Below are 18825 nucleotides of genomic sequence, written 5' to 3'. Positions count from 1 at the left end.
GCCGGGCTTTGGCCAAGAGCTAGCCCCGGTCGGGGAGGACGTCACAACGTTGAAGAACATCAGGAGATCCGCTGCGGCTGCCACGGCCACAGCGGTCATAGTCACGCTTGGCGCGGGCCTGTTCCCTGGCACCGCCGTCGCCTCCGGCTCGGCCCCGGTCCCGCGGGACCCGGCCGACGCCGTCCAGAGCACCGAGCACAACATCCCGGGCCCGCTGACGGCGAAGGTGGAGGCGGAGCAGAAGGCCGCCACCGAGAAGCTGCTCAACGGCACCGCCCAGGTCGAGAAGCACAACGGCAGCACCAGTGTGAAGCTCGGCAAGGACAAGTACGTCGAGCTCGCCCGCGAGCGCACGGACAAGATCTTCACCATCCTGGTCGACTTCGGTGACCAGGTGGACAACACCACCACGACGCCGGACGGCAAGGTCAAGTACGGCGGTGAGGCCGGCCCGAAGCACAACGAGATCGAGAAGCCGGACGCGGCCACCAACAACTCGACCGCGTGGCAGGCCGACTACAACCAGAAGCACTTCCAGGACCTGTACTTCGCCAAGGACAAGCCCTCGCTGAAGACCTACTACGAGCAGCAGTCCTCGGGCCGCTACTCGGTCGACGGCGTGGTCTCGGACTGGGTGCGGGTGCCGTGGAACGAGGCCCGCTACGGCTCCGACTACTGCGGCTCCAACGTCTGCGCCAGCGCCCAGGACCTGATCCGCGACGCCGTGGACATCTGGTACAAGGACCAGCTGGCCAAGGGTCAGACCGACGCGCAGGTCAAGGCGACCCTGGCCCAGTACGACCAGTGGGACCGCTACGGCTCGCACCACGACGGCAACTTCAACCAGCCCGACGGGTACCTGGACCACTTCCAGATCGTGCACGCCGGCGAGGACAAGTCGGCCGGCGGCGGCAAGCAGGGCAAGAAGGCCCTGTGGGCGCACCGCTCGTACGTCTACGGCAACCTCCAGGGCTCGGCCGGTCCCGAGGGCAACAAGCTCGGCGGCGTCCAGGTCGGCAACAGCGGCATCTGGGTCGGCGACTACACGATGCAGCCGGAGAACGGCGGCCTCGGCGTCTTCGCCCACGAGTACGGCCACGACCTCGGTCTGCCGGACCTCTACGACACCACCGGCCGGGGCATCGACAACTCGGTCGGCTTCTGGTCCCTGATGTCCTCCGGCTCCTGGCTCGGCGAGGGCAAGGGCGCCATCGGCGACATGCCGAACGACCTCGACGCCTGGAGCAAGTACAAGCTCGGCTGGCTGAAGGCCGACCGCGCCAAGTCCGGCACCGAGTCGACCCACCACATCGGCCCGGCGGAGTACAACAGCGACCTGCCGCAGGGTCTGATCGTCGACCTGCCCGCGAAGAAGATCACCACCGAGATCAACAAGCCGTTCGGCGGCGCCGGTGAGTGGTGGAGCGGCAGCGCCGACGACCTGAACGTCACGCTCACCCGCGACATCGACCTGACCGGCAAGACCAAGGCCAGCATCAACGCCAAGGCCTGGTACGAGCTGGAGCAGGACTTCGACTACGCGTTCGGCGAGGTCTCGACCGACGGCGGCACGAACTGGACCGTCATCGACGGCACCTGGAACGGCACCGCGCTGCCCCGCGAGAACGACCGTCCGGCCCTCAGCGGCCAGGTGGCCGCCTGGGGCGACCTGTCCTTCAACCTGGACGCCTACGCGGGCAAGCAGGTCAAGTTCCGCTACCACAACACCACCGACGGCGGCCTGCACTACCGCGGCCTGACGCTGGACAACATCGCGGTCGTCGCCGACGGCGCCACCGTGTTCAGCGACGACGTCGAGAACGGTGACAACGGCTGGGCGGCCAACGGCTTCTCCCGCTTCGGCGGCTCGTACACCAAGGACTACGCGCAGCACTACATCGCGGAGAACCGGCAGTACGTGTCCTACGACAAGACCCTGAAGACCGGCCCGTACAACTTCGGCTTCGCCGACCGCCCGAACTGGGTGGAGTACTACCCGTACCAGCCCGGCCTGCTGATCTGGCTGTGGGACGAGTCGCAGACCGACAACAACGTGAGCTCGCACCCGGGCCAGGGCCTGATCCTGCCGGTCGACTCGCACCCGACCCCGCTGAAGTGGACCGACGGCACCCTGATGCGTCCGCGCATGCAGGGCTTCGACTCCACCTTCGGCTCCCGCCGCGTCTCCGCGCTGTCCCTGCACAAGGCCGGCGTCGAGACCGTCATCCCGAAGACCAAGGGCGTCGACGAGTTCAACGACCTGAAGTCGTGGTGGAACAAGGACAACCCGTACAGCGGCGTCGAGGTCCCGAAGACCGGGACCAGCATCGAGGTCGAGAACGAGTCCTCGAACTACCTGGAGACCTGGATCCGGGTCCGCCCGGTCGACAACTGATCGTCGCTCCACTGACGATCGGCCTGTGACCAGGCAACTCTGACAACTCCACGTCCGGCCCGTCCCCGCACCGCGCGGGGGCGGGCCGGACGCATTTCCGGCCGCCGTGCCGGAGCGCCCTCAGGACCGGACGGGGGCAGCCGGTCCGGGAAGGCGGCGGCCGCCACCTCGACGTCGGCCCCGGTCCGGCCGAGGGCCGGCATCGGGGTCCTCGCCCCTGTCGCCGAACACGGGCCGATGGTCCCGCGGCGGGCCCGGCCGGTCGGCGGGGCGGACGGAAAGCGGTCCGAGCCCGCCGAACCCCGGCCGCGCGTGGCACTGGTCACAGGCCGACGGCCCGGTACGAGCGACGGTAGTAGCCGGACCGGCCGGAGCCGCCGGACGCTTCGGGGCGGTCGTGGGCGACCGGATCCCATGATCGTTACTCCGTCGGTCTGAATCTCCGGCGCCACGCTGACTACACGCCGTAGTACGTCACACCGTTTGGGAGTCCGCTCGGTGACCGTTACACCTGAGTGGTCCCCCGCTCAGCACGCGCCCGAACGGGCTCCTCGTGCTGCCCTCGTACGATCCGTGAGGTACGGCAAGCGATGTCCACCATCCCGCCCGTGGGGCCGGCCCTGCGCCGGCTCGCCGCCGGTACGGCCGCCCGGGCCGCAGCCTGGCAGCCCCGGCTCGGCCACGCCGTCCGCACCCATGCCGCGCCGCTGCGCAGGCTCGGATCACCCCGGCACGCCACGCTGCCCGGCAGCAGGCAGCGGGCCGAGCACGACCACGCGCTGGTCTCGGCCGGATCGGCCGCGGTGCTGCTCGCCGGTGTGCTGCTGGTCGCCGTGCCGGGCACCGCCTCGGCGCAGACCGTGCTGCCCACCACCCCGGGCAGCTCCGCCTTCACCGTGCCGCGGGCCGAGCTGCCGAGCGCGGGGCTGGTCCAGGTGGCCGGCCCCAGCCCGTACAAGCTGCCCGACGACGGCGACTCGGCCCAGCAGTTCGTGGCGGTGGCGGCCAACCTGCTGCCGTTCGAACCGCCCGCGCCCGAACCCGCAGCGGAACCGGCTCCCGAGCCCGCCGCCGAACCGGCGCCCGAACCCGAGCCCGCTCCGGCCCCGGCTCCCGGCTGGTCGGCCCCGGTGCCGGACGCGCCCACCAGCAATCCGTACGGGAAGCCCAACCGCAGCTACGCGGCCGGGTACCACACCGGGGTGGACTTCGCGGTCTCCCCTGGCACCCCGCTGCTGGCGGTCGGCGACGCGACCGTGGTGTCGGCCGGCTGGGACGGCGCGTACGGCAAGGAGGTCGTGCTGCGGCTGGCGGACGGGTACTTCGCGCAGTACGCCCACATGTCCTCGGTCTCCGTCTCGGCGGGCCAGCGGGTGTCGGCGGGCGAGCGGGTCGGGATGTCCGGGAACACCGGCAACTCGACCGGCCCGCACCTGCACTTCGAGATCCGCACCAGCAACCGCTACGGCGCGGTGGTGAACCCGATCGCGTACCTCGCGGGGCACGGCGTCACGAACTTCTGAGCCGGCCGGCGCCCGCTCGGGCGGCGCCGGGGGCTCCTCGGGCGGCGCCGGGGGCAGCGCCGGCGCCCGCTCAGGCGGCGCCGGGGTGGCTGATCCGGCCGCCGATCTCGAGCGCGACCTCCCTGGCCACCTCGATCGCGTGGTGCAGGGTGGGCGCCGGCTCCAGCGGCTCCCCCCACACGTTCTCGGTGACGGGAGCGCAGTCCGCGCTGTCCTGCTTGAGCAGGAACAGCGCCGAGTGGACGGCGAACAGCGCCATCGCGGCCCGAAGCCGGTCCTGGAAGTCCGCGTTCGGCCCGCACACCAGCTGCATCATGGTGATCATGCGGTCCTTGAAGGCCTGCCCGGCCGGGGACTCGCGCAGCGCGGGCTGGTTCTCGTGGAAGAAGCGCAGCAGCGGGGCACGTTCGGCCATGCCGTCCGCGAAGCGGCGGATCAGCTCGTCGCGCATCTTGGGGCTCCAGGCCTGCTGCCGGCCCCACGCGATGGTCTCGTCGATCGGCGCGGCCATCCGCTCGACGATGCCCAGGACGATGTCGTCCTTCGTCTTGAAGTGGTAGTAGAGCGCGGCCTTCGTGACGCCCAGGCGGTCGGCGATCTCGCGCAGTGAGGTCTGCTCGTAGCCCTGCTCGGAGAAGAGCTCCAGTGACACCTCGACGATGCGAGCCCGGGTGTCGCTGCGGGGGCTGTGCGGAGTGGCCATGGCCTGCCTCATGACTGCGTCGGTGACTGCTGCGGACCCCGGGGTGGTGTCCGCCCCGGACTCATTCTCCCTGCCCAGGGGCTCGGTCGGGAAACTGGCTTGACGACCGGCTAGTGAACAACCTACCGTGCCGACGATCGATAAACTAGCCGGGCGACAAGTAAGTGAGCCGCCGCGCGGCGCGACGCTCCGTCCGCAACACCTCCGGGAGACCCCCCTCATGTCACAGTCCAAGACCGCCGGTCCGGTGCCGGAGGACAAGACGGCCGAGGAGGAGCAACCGCGGTCACCGCGCGAGATCCGCCTCGTGATGGTCGGCCTGGTCGTCACCATGCTGCTGGCCATGCTCGACAACCTGATCGTCGGCACCGCGATGCCGACCATCGTCGGCGACCTCGGCGGTGCCGAGCACCTGTCCTGGGTGGTCACCTCGTACACCCTGGCCACCGCCGCCTCCACCCCGATCTGGGGCAAGCTCGGCGACATGTACGGCCGCAAGGGCACCTTCCTCACCTCGATCGTGATCTTCCTGGTGGGTTCGGCGCTGTCCGGCCTGTCGCAGAACATGAACGAGCTGATCGGCTTCCGCGCCGTACAGGGCCTGGGCGCCGGCGGTCTGATGGTCGGCGTCATGTCGATCATGGGCGCGCTCGTCCCGCCGCGCGACCGCGGCAAGTACCAGGGCATGTTCGCCGCGGTGATGGCCCTCGCCACCATCGGCGGCCCGCTCGTCGGCGGCTTCATCACCGACCACCTGAGCTGGCACTGGACCTTCTACATCAACCTGCCGCTCGGCGTGGTCGCGCTCGCCGTGGTCGTCGTCACGCTGAAGCTGCCGAAGGTCCGCAGCACCGCCAAGATCGACTACCTGGGCGCCGTCCTGCTCACCACGGGCATCACCTCGCTGGTGCTGATCACCACCTGGGGCGGCCAGCAGTACGCCTGGGGCTCCAAGGAGATCCTCGGCCTGGCCGCGCTCGCCGCCGCCTCGCTGATCGCCTTCTGCTACGTGGAGCAGCGGGTCGAGGAGCCGATGCTCCCGCTGGGCCTGTTCCGGAACCTGAACTTCACCCTGGTCTCGATCATCGGCTTCATCGTCGGCTTCGTGATGTTCGGCTCGACCGTCTTCCTGCCGCTGTACCAGCAGATCGTCCAGGGCGCCTCGGCCACCAACTCCGGCCTGCTGCTGATGCCGATGATGTTCGGCATGCTGGTGATCTCGCTGGTGGTCGGCCAGGCCGTCACCAAGACCGGCAAGTACCGGATCTACCCGATCATCGGCACCATCGTGATGACCGTCGGCCTGTTCCTGCTCTCCACCATGGGCACCGGGACCAGCGGCTTCACCTCGGCCTGCTGGATGGTCGTGCTGGGCGCCGGCATGGGCTTCCTGATGCAGATCACCATGCTCGTCGCGCAGAACAGCGTCGAGCTCAAGGACATGGGCGTGGCCAGCTCCACCGCCACCCTGTTCCGCACCATCGGCGGGTCCTTCGGTGTCGCGCTGTTCGGCGCGCTGTTCAACAACCGGGTGACCGACACCATGAAGGAGCGGCTCGGCGAGCAGGCCGTCGCCGGCGGCGGCGTGCAGGACCCGGGCCAGATGAGCCCGGTCGAGCTGCGCAAGCTGGATCCGGCCATCCAGGACGCCTACCACCACGCGGTGTCCAACGGCATGCACACCGTCTTCCTGTGGGGCGTCGGCGTGGCCGTGATCGGGATCGCCGCGGCGGTGTTCCTGCGCGAGGTGCCGCTGCGGGGGACCGGCAAGGACGAGAAGCCGGCCGAGTCCTCGCTGGAGGCGGCGGCCGTCTGACGGTCCCGCTCCGCACGGTGCCCCCGGGAGGTCCTCCTCCCGGGGGCACCGTCGTTCCCGGGGGCGCCGTCGTTCCCGGGGGCGCCGTCGGGCTGCGCTGAGGGCAGGTCGCTGCCGCGGGGCCGGCTACTGGGGCAGCCGGTAGACGCCCTGCTCGACCGGCTCGACCAGACCGTCCGCCACCAGCCCGTCCAGCGCCCTGGCCCGCTGCACCGCGTCCGGCCAGACCGCGTCCAGCCGGGCCTGCGGCACCGTCCCGTGCGCCTCGCGCAGCACCGCGAGCAGCTTGCCGCGCACCTGGCGGTCCGTCCCCTCGTAGGTCTGTCCGCGCCGGGCCGGGCCCTCGTACGGCGGACGGCCGGCCCGCTGCCAGGCGCAGCCGGTGAACAGCGGGCAGTCCCCGCACTCCGGGCCGCGCGCGGTGCAGACCAGTGCGCCCAGCTCCATCACGCCGACCGCCCAGGTGGCGGCCGTCTCGGCGTCGTCGGGCAGCAGCGCGGTGGCGGTGCGGCGCTCGGCGGCGGTGGTGGCCTGGGCCGGGTACTCGACGCCGGTCACCGCGCGGGCGAAGACCCGGCGGACGTTGGTGTCCAGCACCACGTGCCGCCGGCGGAAGGCGAAGGAGGCCACGGCGGCGGCGGTGTACTCCCCCACCCCGGGCAGCGAGAGCAGGGTGGCGTGGTCGTCCGGGACTTCGCCGTCGTGTTCCTCGGTGATCGCCACCGCGGCCGCGTGCAAGCGCAGCGCCCGGCGCGGGTAGCCCAGCCGGCCCCACATCCGGACCGCCTCGCCGGGCGCGTCGGCGGCGAGGTCGGCCGGGGTCGGCCAGCGGGTGAGCCAGGCCTCCCAGGCGGGCAGCACCCGCTTGACCGGGGTCTGCTGGAGCATGAACTCGCTCACCACGACCGCCCAGGGCGTCGCGTCCGGGGCCCGCCAGGGCAGGTCGCGCTTGCTCGCCTCGTACCAGTCCAGGACGGTCGAGTGGAACAGCGGCAGGGGCATCGGCAGCCGGTCGGCGTCGGCGGCGGCGGTGGTGATGGCAGTCATGGCCCTTCGATCCTCCCATGCCCGCCGTCCTGGCCGAAGTGGATCAGATCGCTCCGGATTCTCCGGGCGACTCCGGAAATCGTCCGATTGGGGCTCGCTCGAACGGGTCAAATGGCGGATCATGTGAAGGAAGGGGTGACTGTGCGGTGTTGATGAGTCAATCGCCACACACAGTCTCGTAGAGTTTGGTCGTGCCTTCTCTGCGTCAACCCGTCGGACCACTGCCGGCCTCGATCTACTGGCGTCGGCGCATCGTCGTGCTCGTCGCCGGGGCGGCGGTGGTCGCCCTGATCGCCTGGCTGATGATCGATCAGGGCGGGGGCGGTGACGGCGGCTCACAGAGCAAGGCCGCCCAGGCCGTTCCGTCCCAGAGCCAGAGCCAGACCCCGGCCCAGGCCATCACGCCGGGTGCCTCCCCGAGCGGCCCGGCGGCGCGTCCGGGTGCCGGTACCGGCACCGGGGGCGGCCCGGTGGCGGGTGGCGGCGGCACCGAGGTCAACCTCAGCGGCGGCACCGGCACCGGCGGAGCCAACCCGGCCCCCGGGGGCGGCGCCGCGCCGGCGACCGGCGGCGGCACCGGTGGCGGTGCGGGCGGCTCGGGCGGCGGCGTGCCGGTGGTGAACACCACCGAGATCATGGCGCTGCCGGTCTGCGCCTCCTCGCAGGTGGCGCTGGAGCTGGCCGGCACCCAGAACTCGTACCAGCCCAAGGACAAGCCGCGGCTGGCCCTGACGGTCAAGAACTCCTCCGGCACCAACTGCCGGGTGGACCTGGGCCGCACCGCCTCCGTGATCACGGTGAGCGGCAGCAGCAACGACCGGGTCTGGTCCTCCGGCGACTGCCCGGCCGACAAGGGCAGCATCTGGGTGCAGCTCGGCGCCAACGGCAGCCAGACCGAGACCTTCACCTGGGACCGCAGCCGCAGCAAGCCGCAGTGCGCGACCGCTGACCAGACGCCGCCGGCGAGCGGCACCTACGTGGTGCTCGCGGAGCTCACCGGGCTCTCCGGGGACAAGGTCTCGGCGCGCGCCTCGATCCGGCTGGACAGCTGAGAACCGGTCACCTTCCTTCGGAGCCCCCGGCCGCCACGGCCGGGGGCTCCTCCTCGTACGGGCGCGGACGGGCGCGGACGAGGCGGCGACGGGGCGTGGCCGAGGGGCGGCCGGGGCTCGGCGCGGACGTGTGACAGCCCCCGGGGAAACGTTTCCTCGGGGGCCGTCACAGCCGTTCGGGCGACCGTCGCCGCCGCGCGTCCGGTCAGACGTAGCGCTCCAGGATGGACGACTCGGCGAGGCGGGACAGGCCCTCGCGGACCGAGCGGGCACGGGTCTCGCCGACGCCCTCGACCGTCTGGAGGTCGTCGATGCTGGCCGCGAGCAGCTTCTGGAGGCCGCCGAAGTGCTCGACCAGGCGCTCTATCACCGTGTTGGGCAGGCGCGGGATCTTCGCCAGCAGGCGGTAGCCGCGCGGCGAGACGGCGGAGTCCAGCGACTCCGGCGAACCCGAGTAGCCGAGCGCCTTGGCGACCGTCTGGAGGTCCAGTAGCTCGGCGTGGGTGAGCGCCTCCAGGTCGGCCAGCACCTCGGTGACCGTCCGGCCCTTCTTGGCGGCCCGCTCGGGGAAGTAGTCCCGGGCGACCAGCTCGCGCTCCGGCTCCACGCCCGCGATCAGCTCGTCCAGCTGGAGCGAGAGCAGCCGGCCGTCGATGCCGAGCTCCAGCACGTAGCCGGCGATCTCGGTGGCGATCAGCCGGACCATCTCCAGGCGCTGGGCCACGGCGGTGACGTCCCGGACCGTCACCAGGTCCTCGATCTCCAGCGCGGAGAGCGTGCCGGCCACCTCGTCCAGGCGCAGCTTGTAGCGCTCCAGGGTGGCCAGCGCCTGGTTGGCGCGGGACAGCACGGTGGTGGAGTCCTCCAGCACCCGGCGGGTGCCGTTGACGTACATCGCGATCAGCCGCATCGAGTGCGAGACCGCGACCACCGGGTAGCCGGTCTGCCGGTTGACCCGCTCGGCGGTGCGGTGGCGGGTGCCGGTCTCGTCGGTGGGGATGGTCGAGTCCGGCATCAGGTGCACGCCGGCCCGGACGATCTTGGTGATGTCCTTGTCGAGCACCACCGCGCCGTCGAGCTTGCACAGCTCGCGCAGCCGGGTGGCGCTGAACTCGACGTCCAGGACGAAGCCGCCGGTGCACAGGGTCTCGACGGTCTTGTCGAAGCCCAGCACGATCAGACCGCCGGTGTTGGCCCGCAGGACCCGCTCCAGGCCGTCACGAAGCGCGGTGCCGGGCGCGATGGCGGTGAGGGAGGCCCGCAGCAGGGCCTCCTCGCGGGAGGCCTTGTCCGCCCCCCGGTCGCTGGCTGCCACGTGACTCCTCCGGTCGACCCCGTGCCGCGCCTCGCGCCGTGCGCCGGTCCGCGGTCTGTTGCTCTGTCGCTCAGTACCGCTCGGTACTGCCTTCTGGCCAATGAGACTGGGGAAAGTCTAACTGTGTGTGGCTTCGGCAGGGCTTGGGTCAGCGCAGTTCGTCGGAGTCGAGCGGCTCCCAGCCCTCCATCAGCTCCTCGGGGTGCGCCGCCGGGCGGTCCGCGCCCCGGGCGGAGCGGGGGGCCGGCGGCGCCGACGGTGCCTCACCGCGGGCCTCGGGGCGCGGCTTGGCGGCGGAGCGGCGGCGGCCCGGGATGGCCCGCAGCGCCTCGCCGATGTCGGCCACCTCGACCACCTTCATGCCCGGCGGCACCTTGCCCGGGTCCGGCGGGACCAGGGCGTGGGTGAAGCCCAGCCGGTGCGCCTCGGCGAGCCGGCGCTGCACACCCGTCACCCGCCGCACCTCGCCCGCCAGACCGACCTCGCCGATCGCCACCAGGTTGCTGGGCAGTGGGGTGTCGGTGGAGGAGCTGGCCACCGCGAGCGCCACCGCGAGGTCCGCGGAGGGCTCGGACAGCTTCACCCCGCCGACCGTCGCGGTGTAGATGTCCTGCTTGCCGAGCTTCACCCCGCCGTGCCGCTCGACCACCGCCAGGATCATCGCGATCCGGGGGGACTCCAGCCCCGAGGTGGTGCGGCGCGGGGAGGGGATCTGCGAATCCACCATCAGCGCCTGCACCTCGGCCACCAGCGGGCGCTTGCCCTCCAGGGTGACGGTGAGGCAGGTGCCGGGGACGGGCTTGTCACGCCTGGTCAGGAACAGGCCGGACGGGTCGGCCAGACCGACGATGCCCTCGTCGTGCAGCTCGAAGCAGCCCACCTCGTCGGTGGCGCCGTAGCGGTTCTTGACCCCGCGGATGAGGCGCAGCCTGGCGTGCCGGTCGCCCTCGAAGCTGAGCACCACGTCCACCAGGTGCTCCAGCAGGCGCGGGCCGGCGATCTGGCCGTCCTTGGTGACGTGGCCGACCAGCAGGGTGGCCATGCCGCGCTCCTTGGACGCCCGGATCAGCGCGCCCGCCACCTCGCGGACCTGGGCCGGGCCGCCGGGGGCGCCGTCCAGCTCGGCCGAGGCGATGGTCTGCACCGAGTCCAGGATCAGCAGGCCGGGGTTGACCGCCTCGATGTGCCCGAGCACCGCGCCGAGGTCGGACTCGGCGGCGAGGTAGAGGTGTTCGGAGAGGGCGTTGATCCGGTCCGCGCGCAGCCGGACCTGGCCGGCCGACTCCTCGCCGGTGACGTAGAGCGTGCGGTGCTGCGCGGTGGCCGCCTTGGCCGCGACGTCCAGCAGCAGGGTGGACTTGCCGACGCCGGGCTCGCCGGCCAGCAGCACCACCGCGCCGGGCACCAGGCCGCCGCCGAGCACCCTGTCCAGCTCCGGCACGCCCGTCGAGCGGGCCGTCGCGACCTGGCCGTCCACCTGGGCGATCGGGCGGGCGGGCGCGCTGACCGGGCCGGCGGCCGTGGTGCGGATCGGCACCGCGCCGTACTCCTCGACCGTGCCCCAGGCGTTGCACTCCGGGCAGCGGCCGACCCACTTGGGCAGCTGGTTGCCGCACTCGGTACAGCGGTACGCCGGGCGCGGCTTGGCGGTGGTCTTGGAACGCGGAGGCATGCGGCCCACCGTAGCGCCTGGGTGTGACAGCGGCGGTCCGCCGCCGGGCACGCCGCGCATCCACACAGATGGGCGATGTTGTTACCCGAAAGAAGTACATACGCGCTGAATGGTCGGGGTCAGCCGTCCGCGGTCTCTACCGTCGGACGGGTGACGAGGAGAACTGTTGGACCGGACGGGCCGGGCGGGGCGGACGGACCGGCCGGGGCGCGGGCCGCGGCCGTGCTCGCGGCGTACGACCGACAGGTGGACGGCCTGTTCACCTACTGCCTCTCGGTGCTGTGCGAGCACGACGCGGCCGCCGACGCCCTGCGCGAGGTCCGCGAGCTGGCGCGGCGGCACGCCGACCGGCTGGCCGAGCCCGGGCTGCTGCGGGCCTGGCTGTTCTCGCTGGCCAGGTACGCCTGCCTGCGGCGGCTCGCGGACGGGGGCCCGGGCGTGACCGGGGCCGGGCAGGCGGCCGGCCCGGAACCGGGCGAGGCCGAGGCGGCCCGGCGGCGGCGCGAGCTGTCCTCGCTCGCCTGGCCGGAGGCGGCCGGGACCGACCCGGAGCAGCGCGAGGCCCTGGAGCTGTCCGCCCGGCACCGGCTGACCCCGCTGGAGGTGGCGGCGGTGCTGGGCCTGCCGTTCGACCGGACCCGCGAGCTGCTGGCCGGGGCCGAGGCCGAGGTGGCCAGGACCAGGGCGGCGCTGCTGGTGCTCGGCGTGGGCAGTTGCCCGGAACTGGACCGGCTCGGCGGGGCCGGGGCGGAGTCCTGGCGGGACTGGGTGCTCGGCCCGGCGCTGCGGCGGGAGCTGGTGCAGCACGTGGTGGACTGCCCGAGCTGCCGGGGGACGGCGGAGCGGGTGGCCGCGAGCGAGGCGGCGGAGCGGGCCGCGGGGCTGTCGGGGCTGGCGGTGCCGGCTGCTCCGGCGGGCGTGGGGGCGGGGGCGGGGGCGGCCGACGGTACGGCGGGCTCGGCGGCGGGTGCTCCGGTGGCGGGTGCTCGGGTGGCGGCTTCTCGGACGTCGGTTTCTCGGACGTCGGTTTCTCGGGCGGCGGCTTCTCGGGCGGCGGCTTCTCGGGCGGCGGCTTCTCGGGTGGCCGAGCCGGGGTTGCGGTTCGACCAGGGCGGCTTCCCCCGGCACCGGGCGCCGGACGCGGGGCGCGGGCTGGCGGTGCGCCGGCGGGTGGTGACCACCGGGGTGCTCGCGGCCGTACTGGCGGCGCCGGTGATCGCGCTCTGGGCCGGGCACCGGGGCGGTGGCGGGTCAGGGTCGGCGGCCTCGGTGTCGGCGGTGCGGGTGGACGAGGCCGGACGGCCGGCCGGGCAGCGGCCGAGGCCCCCGGTGGGCGGCCCGGTGGGGCCGGGTTCGACCGGCATGCCGGGGATGGAGCTGGCGGGGGCCGGGACCGGCCGGGGCATGGGTGGTTCCGGTAGCGGCGGTGCAGAAACGTTGCATCCCGGGTTTCCGCGACTGACCTTCGAGGGCGCGCTGGTACCCGTCCCGGCGCACGGCGCGGCCCCGCTCGGCAGCCCCGCCCTGGTCGCCGCGCCCGCCCCCGTGGTCGACCAGACCTCCACACCGGGCCCGGGCGAACCCGCCCCGGCCGGACTGCTCACCGTCGAGGCCCGCGAGTACGGCAACCGGACCGTCCTCACCCTCACCGACTCCGGCGGCACGGAGATCCGCTGGCGCGCGGTGACGGACGCCGGCTGGCTCCGGCTCAGCCGCGACGCCGGCACCCTGGCGCCAGGCCAGCGGATCACCGTCATCGTCACGGTGGACGAAGACCAGGCGCCGACGACGCACTGGACGGCCCGGATCGCGCTGCCGCCCTCGCAGGCGGTGGTCACCCTGGAGGGCGGGCCGCACAACCGCGGCGGGTCCGCCTCCTCCCCGGCCGACCCCTCGCCGGCCTCGACGGCCTCGCCGGCCTCGACGCCGGTGCCGACGGGGTCCGCCACCGCGTCACCGCACCCGACGGCCACCGCGGCGCCCTCCCCGTCGGACACGCCCACGTCGCCGGCCTCGCCGTCCGGCTCGCCGCCGGGCTCCCCCTCCCCCTCGGGCACGGCCACGGCGACGCCGGGTCCGGACGCCTCGCCGCAGCCGACGAGCCCGGCGACGGCGTCCTCACCGGGTCGGTAGCAGTCCGCGCAACGCTGCCGCCCGGCTGGCACCTCAGGCCTGTTGGGAGCAGGACAGGGCGCGTGAGAAGTCGACCCGGCCGACTTCTCACGCACGACGGCAGTAAGACCGTCACGTCCGACGGATCGGCGGGGCCCGGTGGCCGCCCACCGACACGAAGGACTCGGAACAGCAGCAGCCGGCACAACACCGCCTCAAGCCTGCTCGGAACAGGACAGCACGCACGAGAAGTCGACCCGGCCGACTTCTCACGCACGACGGCAGTAAGGCCGTCACGTCCGATGGATCGGCGGGACCCGGTAGCTGCCCTCCAGGACGGAGGGCTTGGGCCGGTAGATGCGGAGGATGGGGCGGAACTCGCCGGGTGGGGTGGGGAGCCAGTTGGCGGCGGCGGCCGGGTCCTCGGGCCGGTCGTGCTGGAGGGTCAGGGTGAGGGAGCCGTCGTCGCCGCGGACCAGCCCGGGGGTGCGGTCGCCGATCGAGTAGCGGTCGATCGGGTTCTCCACCAGGTAGTAGTCCGGGACGGAGTACATCGTGACGGACCAGAACGCCTCTGCCGGGGGCGGCTGGTCGAAGCGCAGGGTGTAGCTGTTGGCGCCGGTGAGGGGGCGGCCGTCGGAGTCGTCGTAGGTCATCGCGTACGAGGCCTCGTACGCGTGGTTGCCCCAGAGGCCGGCCCGGGCGGCGGCGGCCCGGCTGAGGTAGGCGGCGCGGCGGTCGGGGATGCGCCACTCGGGGTCGTCCAGGGTGCCGGGGCCCAGGTGGTCGGTGTTGTAGTCGAAGAGGTGGAGCGCGCCGCGCCACTCGCCGGGCGGGTGGTCCTCCGGCGGGCGGGTGGCGTCCTCGACCCGTTCCCGGCCGGCGGCCAGGCCCTTGGCGAGTGCCAGCGTCCATTCGGGGGCGGCCGCCCGGTACGGCGAGGCGCCGTCGTCCAGCAGGCCGAGCGGGGCGAAGCGGCGCTGGTACTCGATGTCCGCCGTGGCGGGCGGGAAGGCCTGCATCCAGACCCGCAGGCGCTCGAAGAAGGCCAGCCGCTCGGGCACGTCCCCGTCCGGCTCGGGCAGTCCGGCGACCAGGCCCCCGGGCTCCAGCGGCGCCAGTTCCAGGGCGGTCCGCAGGGCCCTGACCCGGGGCAGGTCGTCCGGGCCGGCGCAGGCGAAGCGGCCGACGACGGTGCCGACGGTGGTCGGCAGCTCGATCACCCGGTCCCGGTCGGCCGGGGTGCCGTGCCAGCCCGGCGGGACGATCAGCCAGGTCTGCGCACCGGTGCCGGTGGCGCGGCTGCCGAGGTAGGCGACGTTGTCCGTCCAGGCGTCGATGAACTGCACCACGTAGTAGGCGCCGGCGGTGTCGGGGACGCTCAGCACCTGCGGGCCTTCGGAGAGGTCCAGCTGGGCGATCGAGTAGATCGTGTCGTTGTTGACCGAGACGAAGTCGTCGGCCGGGCCGGCCAGCCGGGTGGCGTGGCTGAAGTGGTTGAACGGCGCCGCCGGCAGGGTGCCCATGCCGCCCCTGGTGAAGCGCTCGACCATGGTGAGGCCGGCGACCAGCGGGTAGCCGTACACGTACGCGTCGGCGGCCAGGGCCTCCAGCTCGGGCTGGTTCATCGGGGGTCCTTCGGACGGGGGAAGGGGCGGTCGGGGCGGGTCCGGTCAGCGCGGGCCGAGCGGCGGGAGCGGCCGGCGGCCGTCCGGGGCGGTGCCGGCCGGGGCGGTGTCGGCCCCGGCCTCCGCGGCGGGCAGCCCGTGGAGGTCGAGCGCGGCGCCGGCGGCCTGGCGCAGGAAGTCCGCACCGATCTGCTCCCGGGTGCCGGACAGCCCGGTGCGTCCGCGCAGTTCCGCGGTGGCGCGCTCCAGCCGGGCCCGGCCGTCGGCGAGGCCGCGTCCGATCTCGGCGCGCACCTCCAGGGGGAGGGCGGCGGGCTCGAACTCGCCACGGCCGTCGACGCCGAGGTCGGTGAGGCGGCCGCGCAGTCCGGTTTCGGCGGACGGCAGCGGGACGGGGCCGTCCAGCGGGAAGAAGCCGAGCAGGAAGTCGAGGAAGGAGAGGAACTCGACGGTGTCCGTCACCTCCTCGCGCCAGACCGGCCAGACCGGCTCCGGGGCGGGTGCCGGCGCGGGTGTCCCGGCGTACTCGTGCAGCGGGCGCAGTCGGTACCGCTCCTGGAGGGCGGCGGTCCCGGCGGGGGTGGTCCCGGTGAGGCGGGTGCGGCCCAGGATGCCGACCAGCCGGGTGGCGGTGCGGATCACGCCGCTGATGCCGGGCGGGGGCTCGCCGTGCCAGTCGGGGCCGGCCATCAGGTGGTCGCCGGACCCCGGGCCGGTGGTCCCGGTGCCGATGAACCCGGCGTACACGGTGTCGAGTTCGTGCACCAGGAGGACGTGGTGACGGTCCCCGGCGGGCACCGAGACCACCCAGGGCTCGGTGCGCAGGTCCAGCCAGGCGCGGGAGTCCAGGGTGTCCCCGGGCTCGTCACCGCCTGGCGCGCCACCCTTGCCGCTGCCGGGCGCGGACGGCCGCGGCTGGTGGCGGAAGACGCCGAAGCCGCCGACGTACCCCGGGTCCGCGTCGTCCAGGGCCTGGGCGTACAGGGCGCGGTAGTTCCGCAGCAGCGGGTAGCCGCGGATCCAGGCCTCGGCCGCGGTGGCGCGGACGGTGGTCGGGTCCACGAGTGCCGGATTGACCATGCTGTCGCTCTCCCACCGCGGGCCGCTCGGATCGACGTGTCGCTCGGATCGGTACACCTGGGATGCTAGGCGGGGCCGGGTGGGGCGGCACGTCGGACCGGCGGCCGTACGGCGTCTGGTCGTCCGCCCTCTGCTGAGCGCGAAGCTGGACGTACGGGCGGGGCGGCGGCGGGAGACTCGGCGGTATGAAGATCCTCCTGCTTGGGGGCTCGTCCTTCCTCGGACGGGCCTACGCTGCCGAGGCCCTCGCCCGGGGCCATCGGGTGACCACCTTCAACCGCGGCCACAGCGCCGCCGACCTGCCCGGCGTCGAGGCCGTCCGGGGCGACCGCGACCGGGCCGGGGACCTCGCCCGGCTGGTCGACGGCCGCAGCTGGGACGCCGTCGTCGACACCTCGGCCCAGCAGCCCGCCCAGGCCGCGCTCAGCGCACGGCTGCTGGGCGGGCGGGCCGGCCACTACACCTTCGTCTCCTCCGTGCACGCCTTCGCCGACTGGCCCGCCCGGGTGATCGACGAGGACTCCGTACGACACCCCTGTCCCGCCGACACCCCGCCCGGCCAGCCGGCCGCTACCGCCCTGAAGGCCGGCTGCGAGCGCGCCGTGCTGGCGGGGTTCGGCGCCGAGCGCACGCTGGTGCTGAACAGCGGGCTGCTCGCCGGGCCGTACGAGTACGGCGGCCGGCTGCCCTGGTGGCTGGAGCGGATGGCGCGCGGCGGGCGGGTGCTCGCCCCGGGAGATCCGCAGCGGACCATGCAGGTGATCGACGTCCGGGACTTCGCCGGCTTCGGACTGGACCTGCTGACGGCCGGGACGACGGGGCGGTTCGTCACCACGGCGCCGCCCGGGCGGCTGCGCTTCGGTGAGTGGCTGGAGACCTGCCGGCAGGTGGCGGGCGCCGCGGACACCGAACTGGTCCCGGTCCCGGACGGGCCGCTGCTCGCCGAGGGTCCTGACCAGGTCGCCCCGTGGACCGAACTGCCCTTCTGGGCACCGGATCTGCCCGAGATGGCGGGCACCTGGCTGGCCGACACCAGCCGGGCCGAGGCGGCCGGGCTGCGCTGCCGGCCGTTCGCCGAGACGGCGCGGGACACCTGGGAGTGGCTGCGGACGCGGGGGCCGGCCGGGGACACCGACGCCGAGGGGCGCAAGGGACGGCCGGAGGCCCCGGTACGGCAGGGCATCGAACCCGCCAAGGAGCGGCGGCTGTTGGCCGCGTTCGGCTGAGGGCGGGGCCGGCTCGGGCGCCGGGAGCGGGAGGCCGGGCCGGCCTCCCGCTCCCGGGGACACCCACCGGCGCACCACCGGGGACGTTCGACACGGGCGGCCCGCTCAGTGGGTACGGCGGGTGACCAGCTCGGCGAGCGCCAGCAGTTCGTCGGCCGCGGCCGGCTCCGGTACCGCGACGGCCAGCTGCGCCATCGCCGTGGCCATCCGCTCGCAGGACTCGCCCTGCGCCCAGCCGCGCCCGCCGGCCGCCTCGACGGCCGCCGCGCACTGCGCCAACTCCTCCGGGCTCAGCGGGCGTTCCAGCACGTACAGCTCGGCCAGCCGCGAGCCCTCGGCGGTGCCGGAGCCCAGTGCCGCGACCACCGGCAGCGACTTCTTCCGGGCGACCAGGTCCGCGCCGACCGGCTTGCCGGTCACCGCCGGGTCCCCCCAGATCCCGATCAGGTCGTCGATCAGCTGGAACGCCAGGCCGATCTCCCGGCCGAAGCCGTCCAGCGCCTGCGCCGCCTCCTCGGACGCACCCCCGTACAGGGCGCCCATCGCACAGGCGGCGCCGAGCAGGGCGCCGGTCTTGGCCTCCGCCATCGCCAGGCACTCGGGCAGCGAGACGTCGTTGCGCTGCTCGAAGGCGCAGTCGATCTGCTGGCCCTCGCAGAGCTCGACCACGCAGTCGGCGAGCCGGCGGATCGAGCCGTGGGCGGCCGGGAGGGTGTCCTCGGCGAGCAGGCGCAGCGCGAGGGAGTGCATGGCGTCCCCGGCCAGGATGGCCTCGGTGGTGCCGAACACCCGCCAGGCGGTGGGCCGGTGGCGCCGGGTCTCGTCCCGGTCGATGACGTCGTCGTGGAGCAGGGTGAAGTTGTGCACCAGCTCCACGGCGGCGGCCGCGGCGACGGCCTCGTCGGGTTTGCCGCCCAGGGCCTGGGTGGCGGCGAGGACCATGGCCGGCCGGATCGCCTTGCCGGCGGGGGCCTCGGCGGGGGTGCCGTCCGCCTCCCACCAGCCGAAGTGGTAGCCGGACACCTTGCGCATGGTGCCGGGCAGCGAGTCGACGGCGGCCCGCAGGACCGGGTCGACGAGGGCTCGGGTCCTGGCGAGGATGTCCGCCGCCTCGTGCCCCTCTTTGTGGTCCCGCTCCAGCGTGGGACTCGTCATTGGGTGTTTCCCCCTGTCGGGCGCCTGTCGTGGGACGGCCCGCCGTCGGCGGGCCGGGGTTGCGCTGCGGGGCCGGCCGCGGGCGCACGCCGCCCGGGCCG

General features: G+C 73.7%; 13 protein-coding genes. 6 read left to right on the top strand and 7 right to left on the bottom strand.

The features are described from left to right. Nucleotides 1-49 precede the first annotated feature (49 nt). On the top strand, nucleotides 50-2395 hold the full coding sequence (locus ACZ7C5_RS10090) for an immune inhibitor A domain-containing protein (protein ID WP_401080192.1): 2346 nt from the start codon (nucleotides 50-52) through the stop codon (nucleotides 2393-2395). A 590-nt stretch (nucleotides 2396-2985) separates the two neighbouring features. Then, nucleotides 2986-3918 carry a M23 family metallopeptidase gene (locus tag ACZ7C5_RS10085; protein ID WP_401080194.1) on the top strand — a complete coding sequence of 311 codons (933 nt, stop codon included), beginning with the start codon at nucleotides 2986-2988 and terminating at the stop codon, nucleotides 3916-3918. A gap of 70 nt (nucleotides 3919-3988) precedes the next feature. Here the strand turns inward: ACZ7C5_RS10085 and ACZ7C5_RS10080 are convergent, their stop codons facing one another. Further along, on the bottom strand, nucleotides 3989-4621 hold the full coding sequence (locus ACZ7C5_RS10080; protein ID WP_401080196.1) for a TetR/AcrR family transcriptional regulator: 633 nt from the start codon (nucleotides 4619-4621) through the stop codon (nucleotides 3989-3991). A gap of 220 nt (nucleotides 4622-4841) precedes the next feature. Here ACZ7C5_RS10080 and ACZ7C5_RS10075 point away from each other — a divergent pair, with 220 nt between their 5' ends. Continuing rightward, nucleotides 4842-6437 (top strand): MDR family MFS transporter, encoded by a 1596-nt coding sequence (locus ACZ7C5_RS10075; protein WP_401080198.1) that lies wholly within the window; start codon nucleotides 4842-4844, stop codon nucleotides 6435-6437. A gap of 126 nt (nucleotides 6438-6563) precedes the next feature. On the opposite strand, the gene ACZ7C5_RS10070 is transcribed toward ACZ7C5_RS10075, so the two are convergent. After that, nucleotides 6564-7439 carry an HhH-GPD family protein gene (locus ACZ7C5_RS10070; RefSeq protein ID WP_401081323.1) on the bottom strand — a complete coding sequence of 292 codons (876 nt, stop codon included), beginning with the start codon at nucleotides 7437-7439 and terminating at the stop codon, nucleotides 6564-6566. 236 nt (nucleotides 7440-7675) lie between these two features. Between ACZ7C5_RS10070 and ACZ7C5_RS10065 the strand changes: the two genes are divergently transcribed. Beyond that, nucleotides 7676-8536: a hypothetical protein gene (locus tag ACZ7C5_RS10065; protein WP_401080200.1), complete on the top strand. Its 861-nt coding sequence runs from the start codon at nucleotides 7676-7678 to the stop codon at nucleotides 8534-8536. Between the two features lie 205 nt (nucleotides 8537-8741). Here ACZ7C5_RS10065 and disA read toward each other — a convergent pair whose 3' ends face one another. Both disA and radA read right to left on the bottom strand, forming a co-directional pair. Beyond that, nucleotides 8742-9800: a DNA integrity scanning diadenylate cyclase DisA gene (gene disA, locus ACZ7C5_RS10060; RefSeq protein WP_401081326.1), complete on the bottom strand. Its 1059-nt coding sequence runs from the start codon at nucleotides 9798-9800 to the stop codon at nucleotides 8742-8744. A 199-nt stretch (nucleotides 9801-9999) separates the two neighbouring features. After that, nucleotides 10000-11523, bottom strand: coding sequence for a DNA repair protein RadA (gene radA, locus ACZ7C5_RS10055; protein ID WP_401080202.1), 1524 nt, complete (start codon nucleotides 11521-11523; stop codon nucleotides 10000-10002). Between the two features lie 150 nt (nucleotides 11524-11673). Here radA and ACZ7C5_RS10050 point away from each other — a divergent pair, with 150 nt between their 5' ends. Then, complete coding sequence (locus ACZ7C5_RS10050) at nucleotides 11674-13656, top strand: BACON domain-containing protein (RefSeq protein ID WP_470322398.1); 1983 nt, start codon at nucleotides 11674-11676, stop codon at nucleotides 13654-13656. Nucleotides 13657-13928: 272 nt separating this feature from the next. Here ACZ7C5_RS10050 and ACZ7C5_RS10045 read toward each other — a convergent pair whose 3' ends face one another. Together ACZ7C5_RS10045 and ACZ7C5_RS10040 are read right to left on the bottom strand one after the other, a co-directional pair. Beyond that, a complete protein-coding gene (locus ACZ7C5_RS10045) occupies nucleotides 13929-15263 on the bottom strand; it encodes a DUF1254 domain-containing protein (protein ID WP_401080206.1) in 1335 nt (444 codons plus the stop codon). Nucleotides 15264-15308: 45 nt separating this feature from the next. Next, nucleotides 15309-16343 carry a DUF1254 domain-containing protein gene (locus ACZ7C5_RS10040; RefSeq protein WP_470322397.1) on the bottom strand — a complete coding sequence of 345 codons (1035 nt, stop codon included), beginning with the start codon at nucleotides 16341-16343 and terminating at the stop codon, nucleotides 15309-15311. 185 nt (nucleotides 16344-16528) lie between these two features. On the opposite strand from ACZ7C5_RS10040, the gene ACZ7C5_RS10035 reads away from it, so the two are divergent. Then, nucleotides 16529-17569, top strand: coding sequence for an NAD-dependent epimerase/dehydratase family protein (locus tag ACZ7C5_RS10035; RefSeq protein WP_470322396.1), 1041 nt, complete (start codon nucleotides 16529-16531; stop codon nucleotides 17567-17569). 105 nt (nucleotides 17570-17674) lie between these two features. Here the strand turns inward: ACZ7C5_RS10035 and ACZ7C5_RS10030 are convergent, their stop codons facing one another. Next, nucleotides 17675-18724, bottom strand: a complete 1050-nt coding sequence (locus ACZ7C5_RS10030) for a family 2 encapsulin nanocompartment cargo protein polyprenyl transferase (RefSeq protein WP_401080212.1) — start codon at nucleotides 18722-18724, stop codon at nucleotides 17675-17677. Between the last annotated feature and the right edge of the window lie 101 nt (nucleotides 18725-18825).

This window comes from Kitasatospora sp. NPDC036993 (assembly GCF_055607525.1).
The sequence above is the reverse complement of the archived record's forward strand: the minus strand, read 5'-3'. Positions and strand labels throughout refer to the sequence as shown.

Excerpts from the sequence above, each read along its gene's own strand:
- ACZ7C5_RS10040 (WP_470322397.1), bottom strand. The coding sequence starts at position 16,343 with ATGGTCAATCCGGCACTCGTGGACCCGACCACCGTCCGCGCCACCGCG.
- ACZ7C5_RS10075 (WP_401080198.1), top strand. The coding sequence starts at position 4,842 with ATGTCACAGTCCAAGACCGCCGGTCCGGTGCCGGAGGACAAGACGGCC.
- radA (WP_401080202.1), bottom strand. The coding sequence starts at position 11,523 with ATGCCTCCGCGTTCCAAGACCACCGCCAAGCCGCGCCCGGCGTACCGC.
- ACZ7C5_RS10045 (WP_401080206.1), bottom strand. The coding sequence starts at position 15,263 with ATGAACCAGCCCGAGCTGGAGGCCCTGGCCGCCGACGCGTACGTGTAC.
- ACZ7C5_RS10085 (WP_401080194.1), top strand. The coding sequence starts at position 2,986 with ATGTCCACCATCCCGCCCGTGGGGCCGGCCCTGCGCCGGCTCGCCGCC.
- ACZ7C5_RS10070 (WP_401081323.1), bottom strand. The coding sequence starts at position 7,439 with ATGCCCCTGCCGCTGTTCCACTCGACCGTCCTGGACTGGTACGAGGCG.
- ACZ7C5_RS10080 (WP_401080196.1), bottom strand. The coding sequence starts at position 4,621 with ATGGCCACTCCGCACAGCCCCCGCAGCGACACCCGGGCTCGCATCGTC.
- ACZ7C5_RS10035 (WP_470322396.1), top strand. The coding sequence starts at position 16,529 with ATGAAGATCCTCCTGCTTGGGGGCTCGTCCTTCCTCGGACGGGCCTAC.
- ACZ7C5_RS10030 (WP_401080212.1), bottom strand. The coding sequence starts at position 18,724 with ATGACGAGTCCCACGCTGGAGCGGGACCACAAAGAGGGGCACGAGGCG.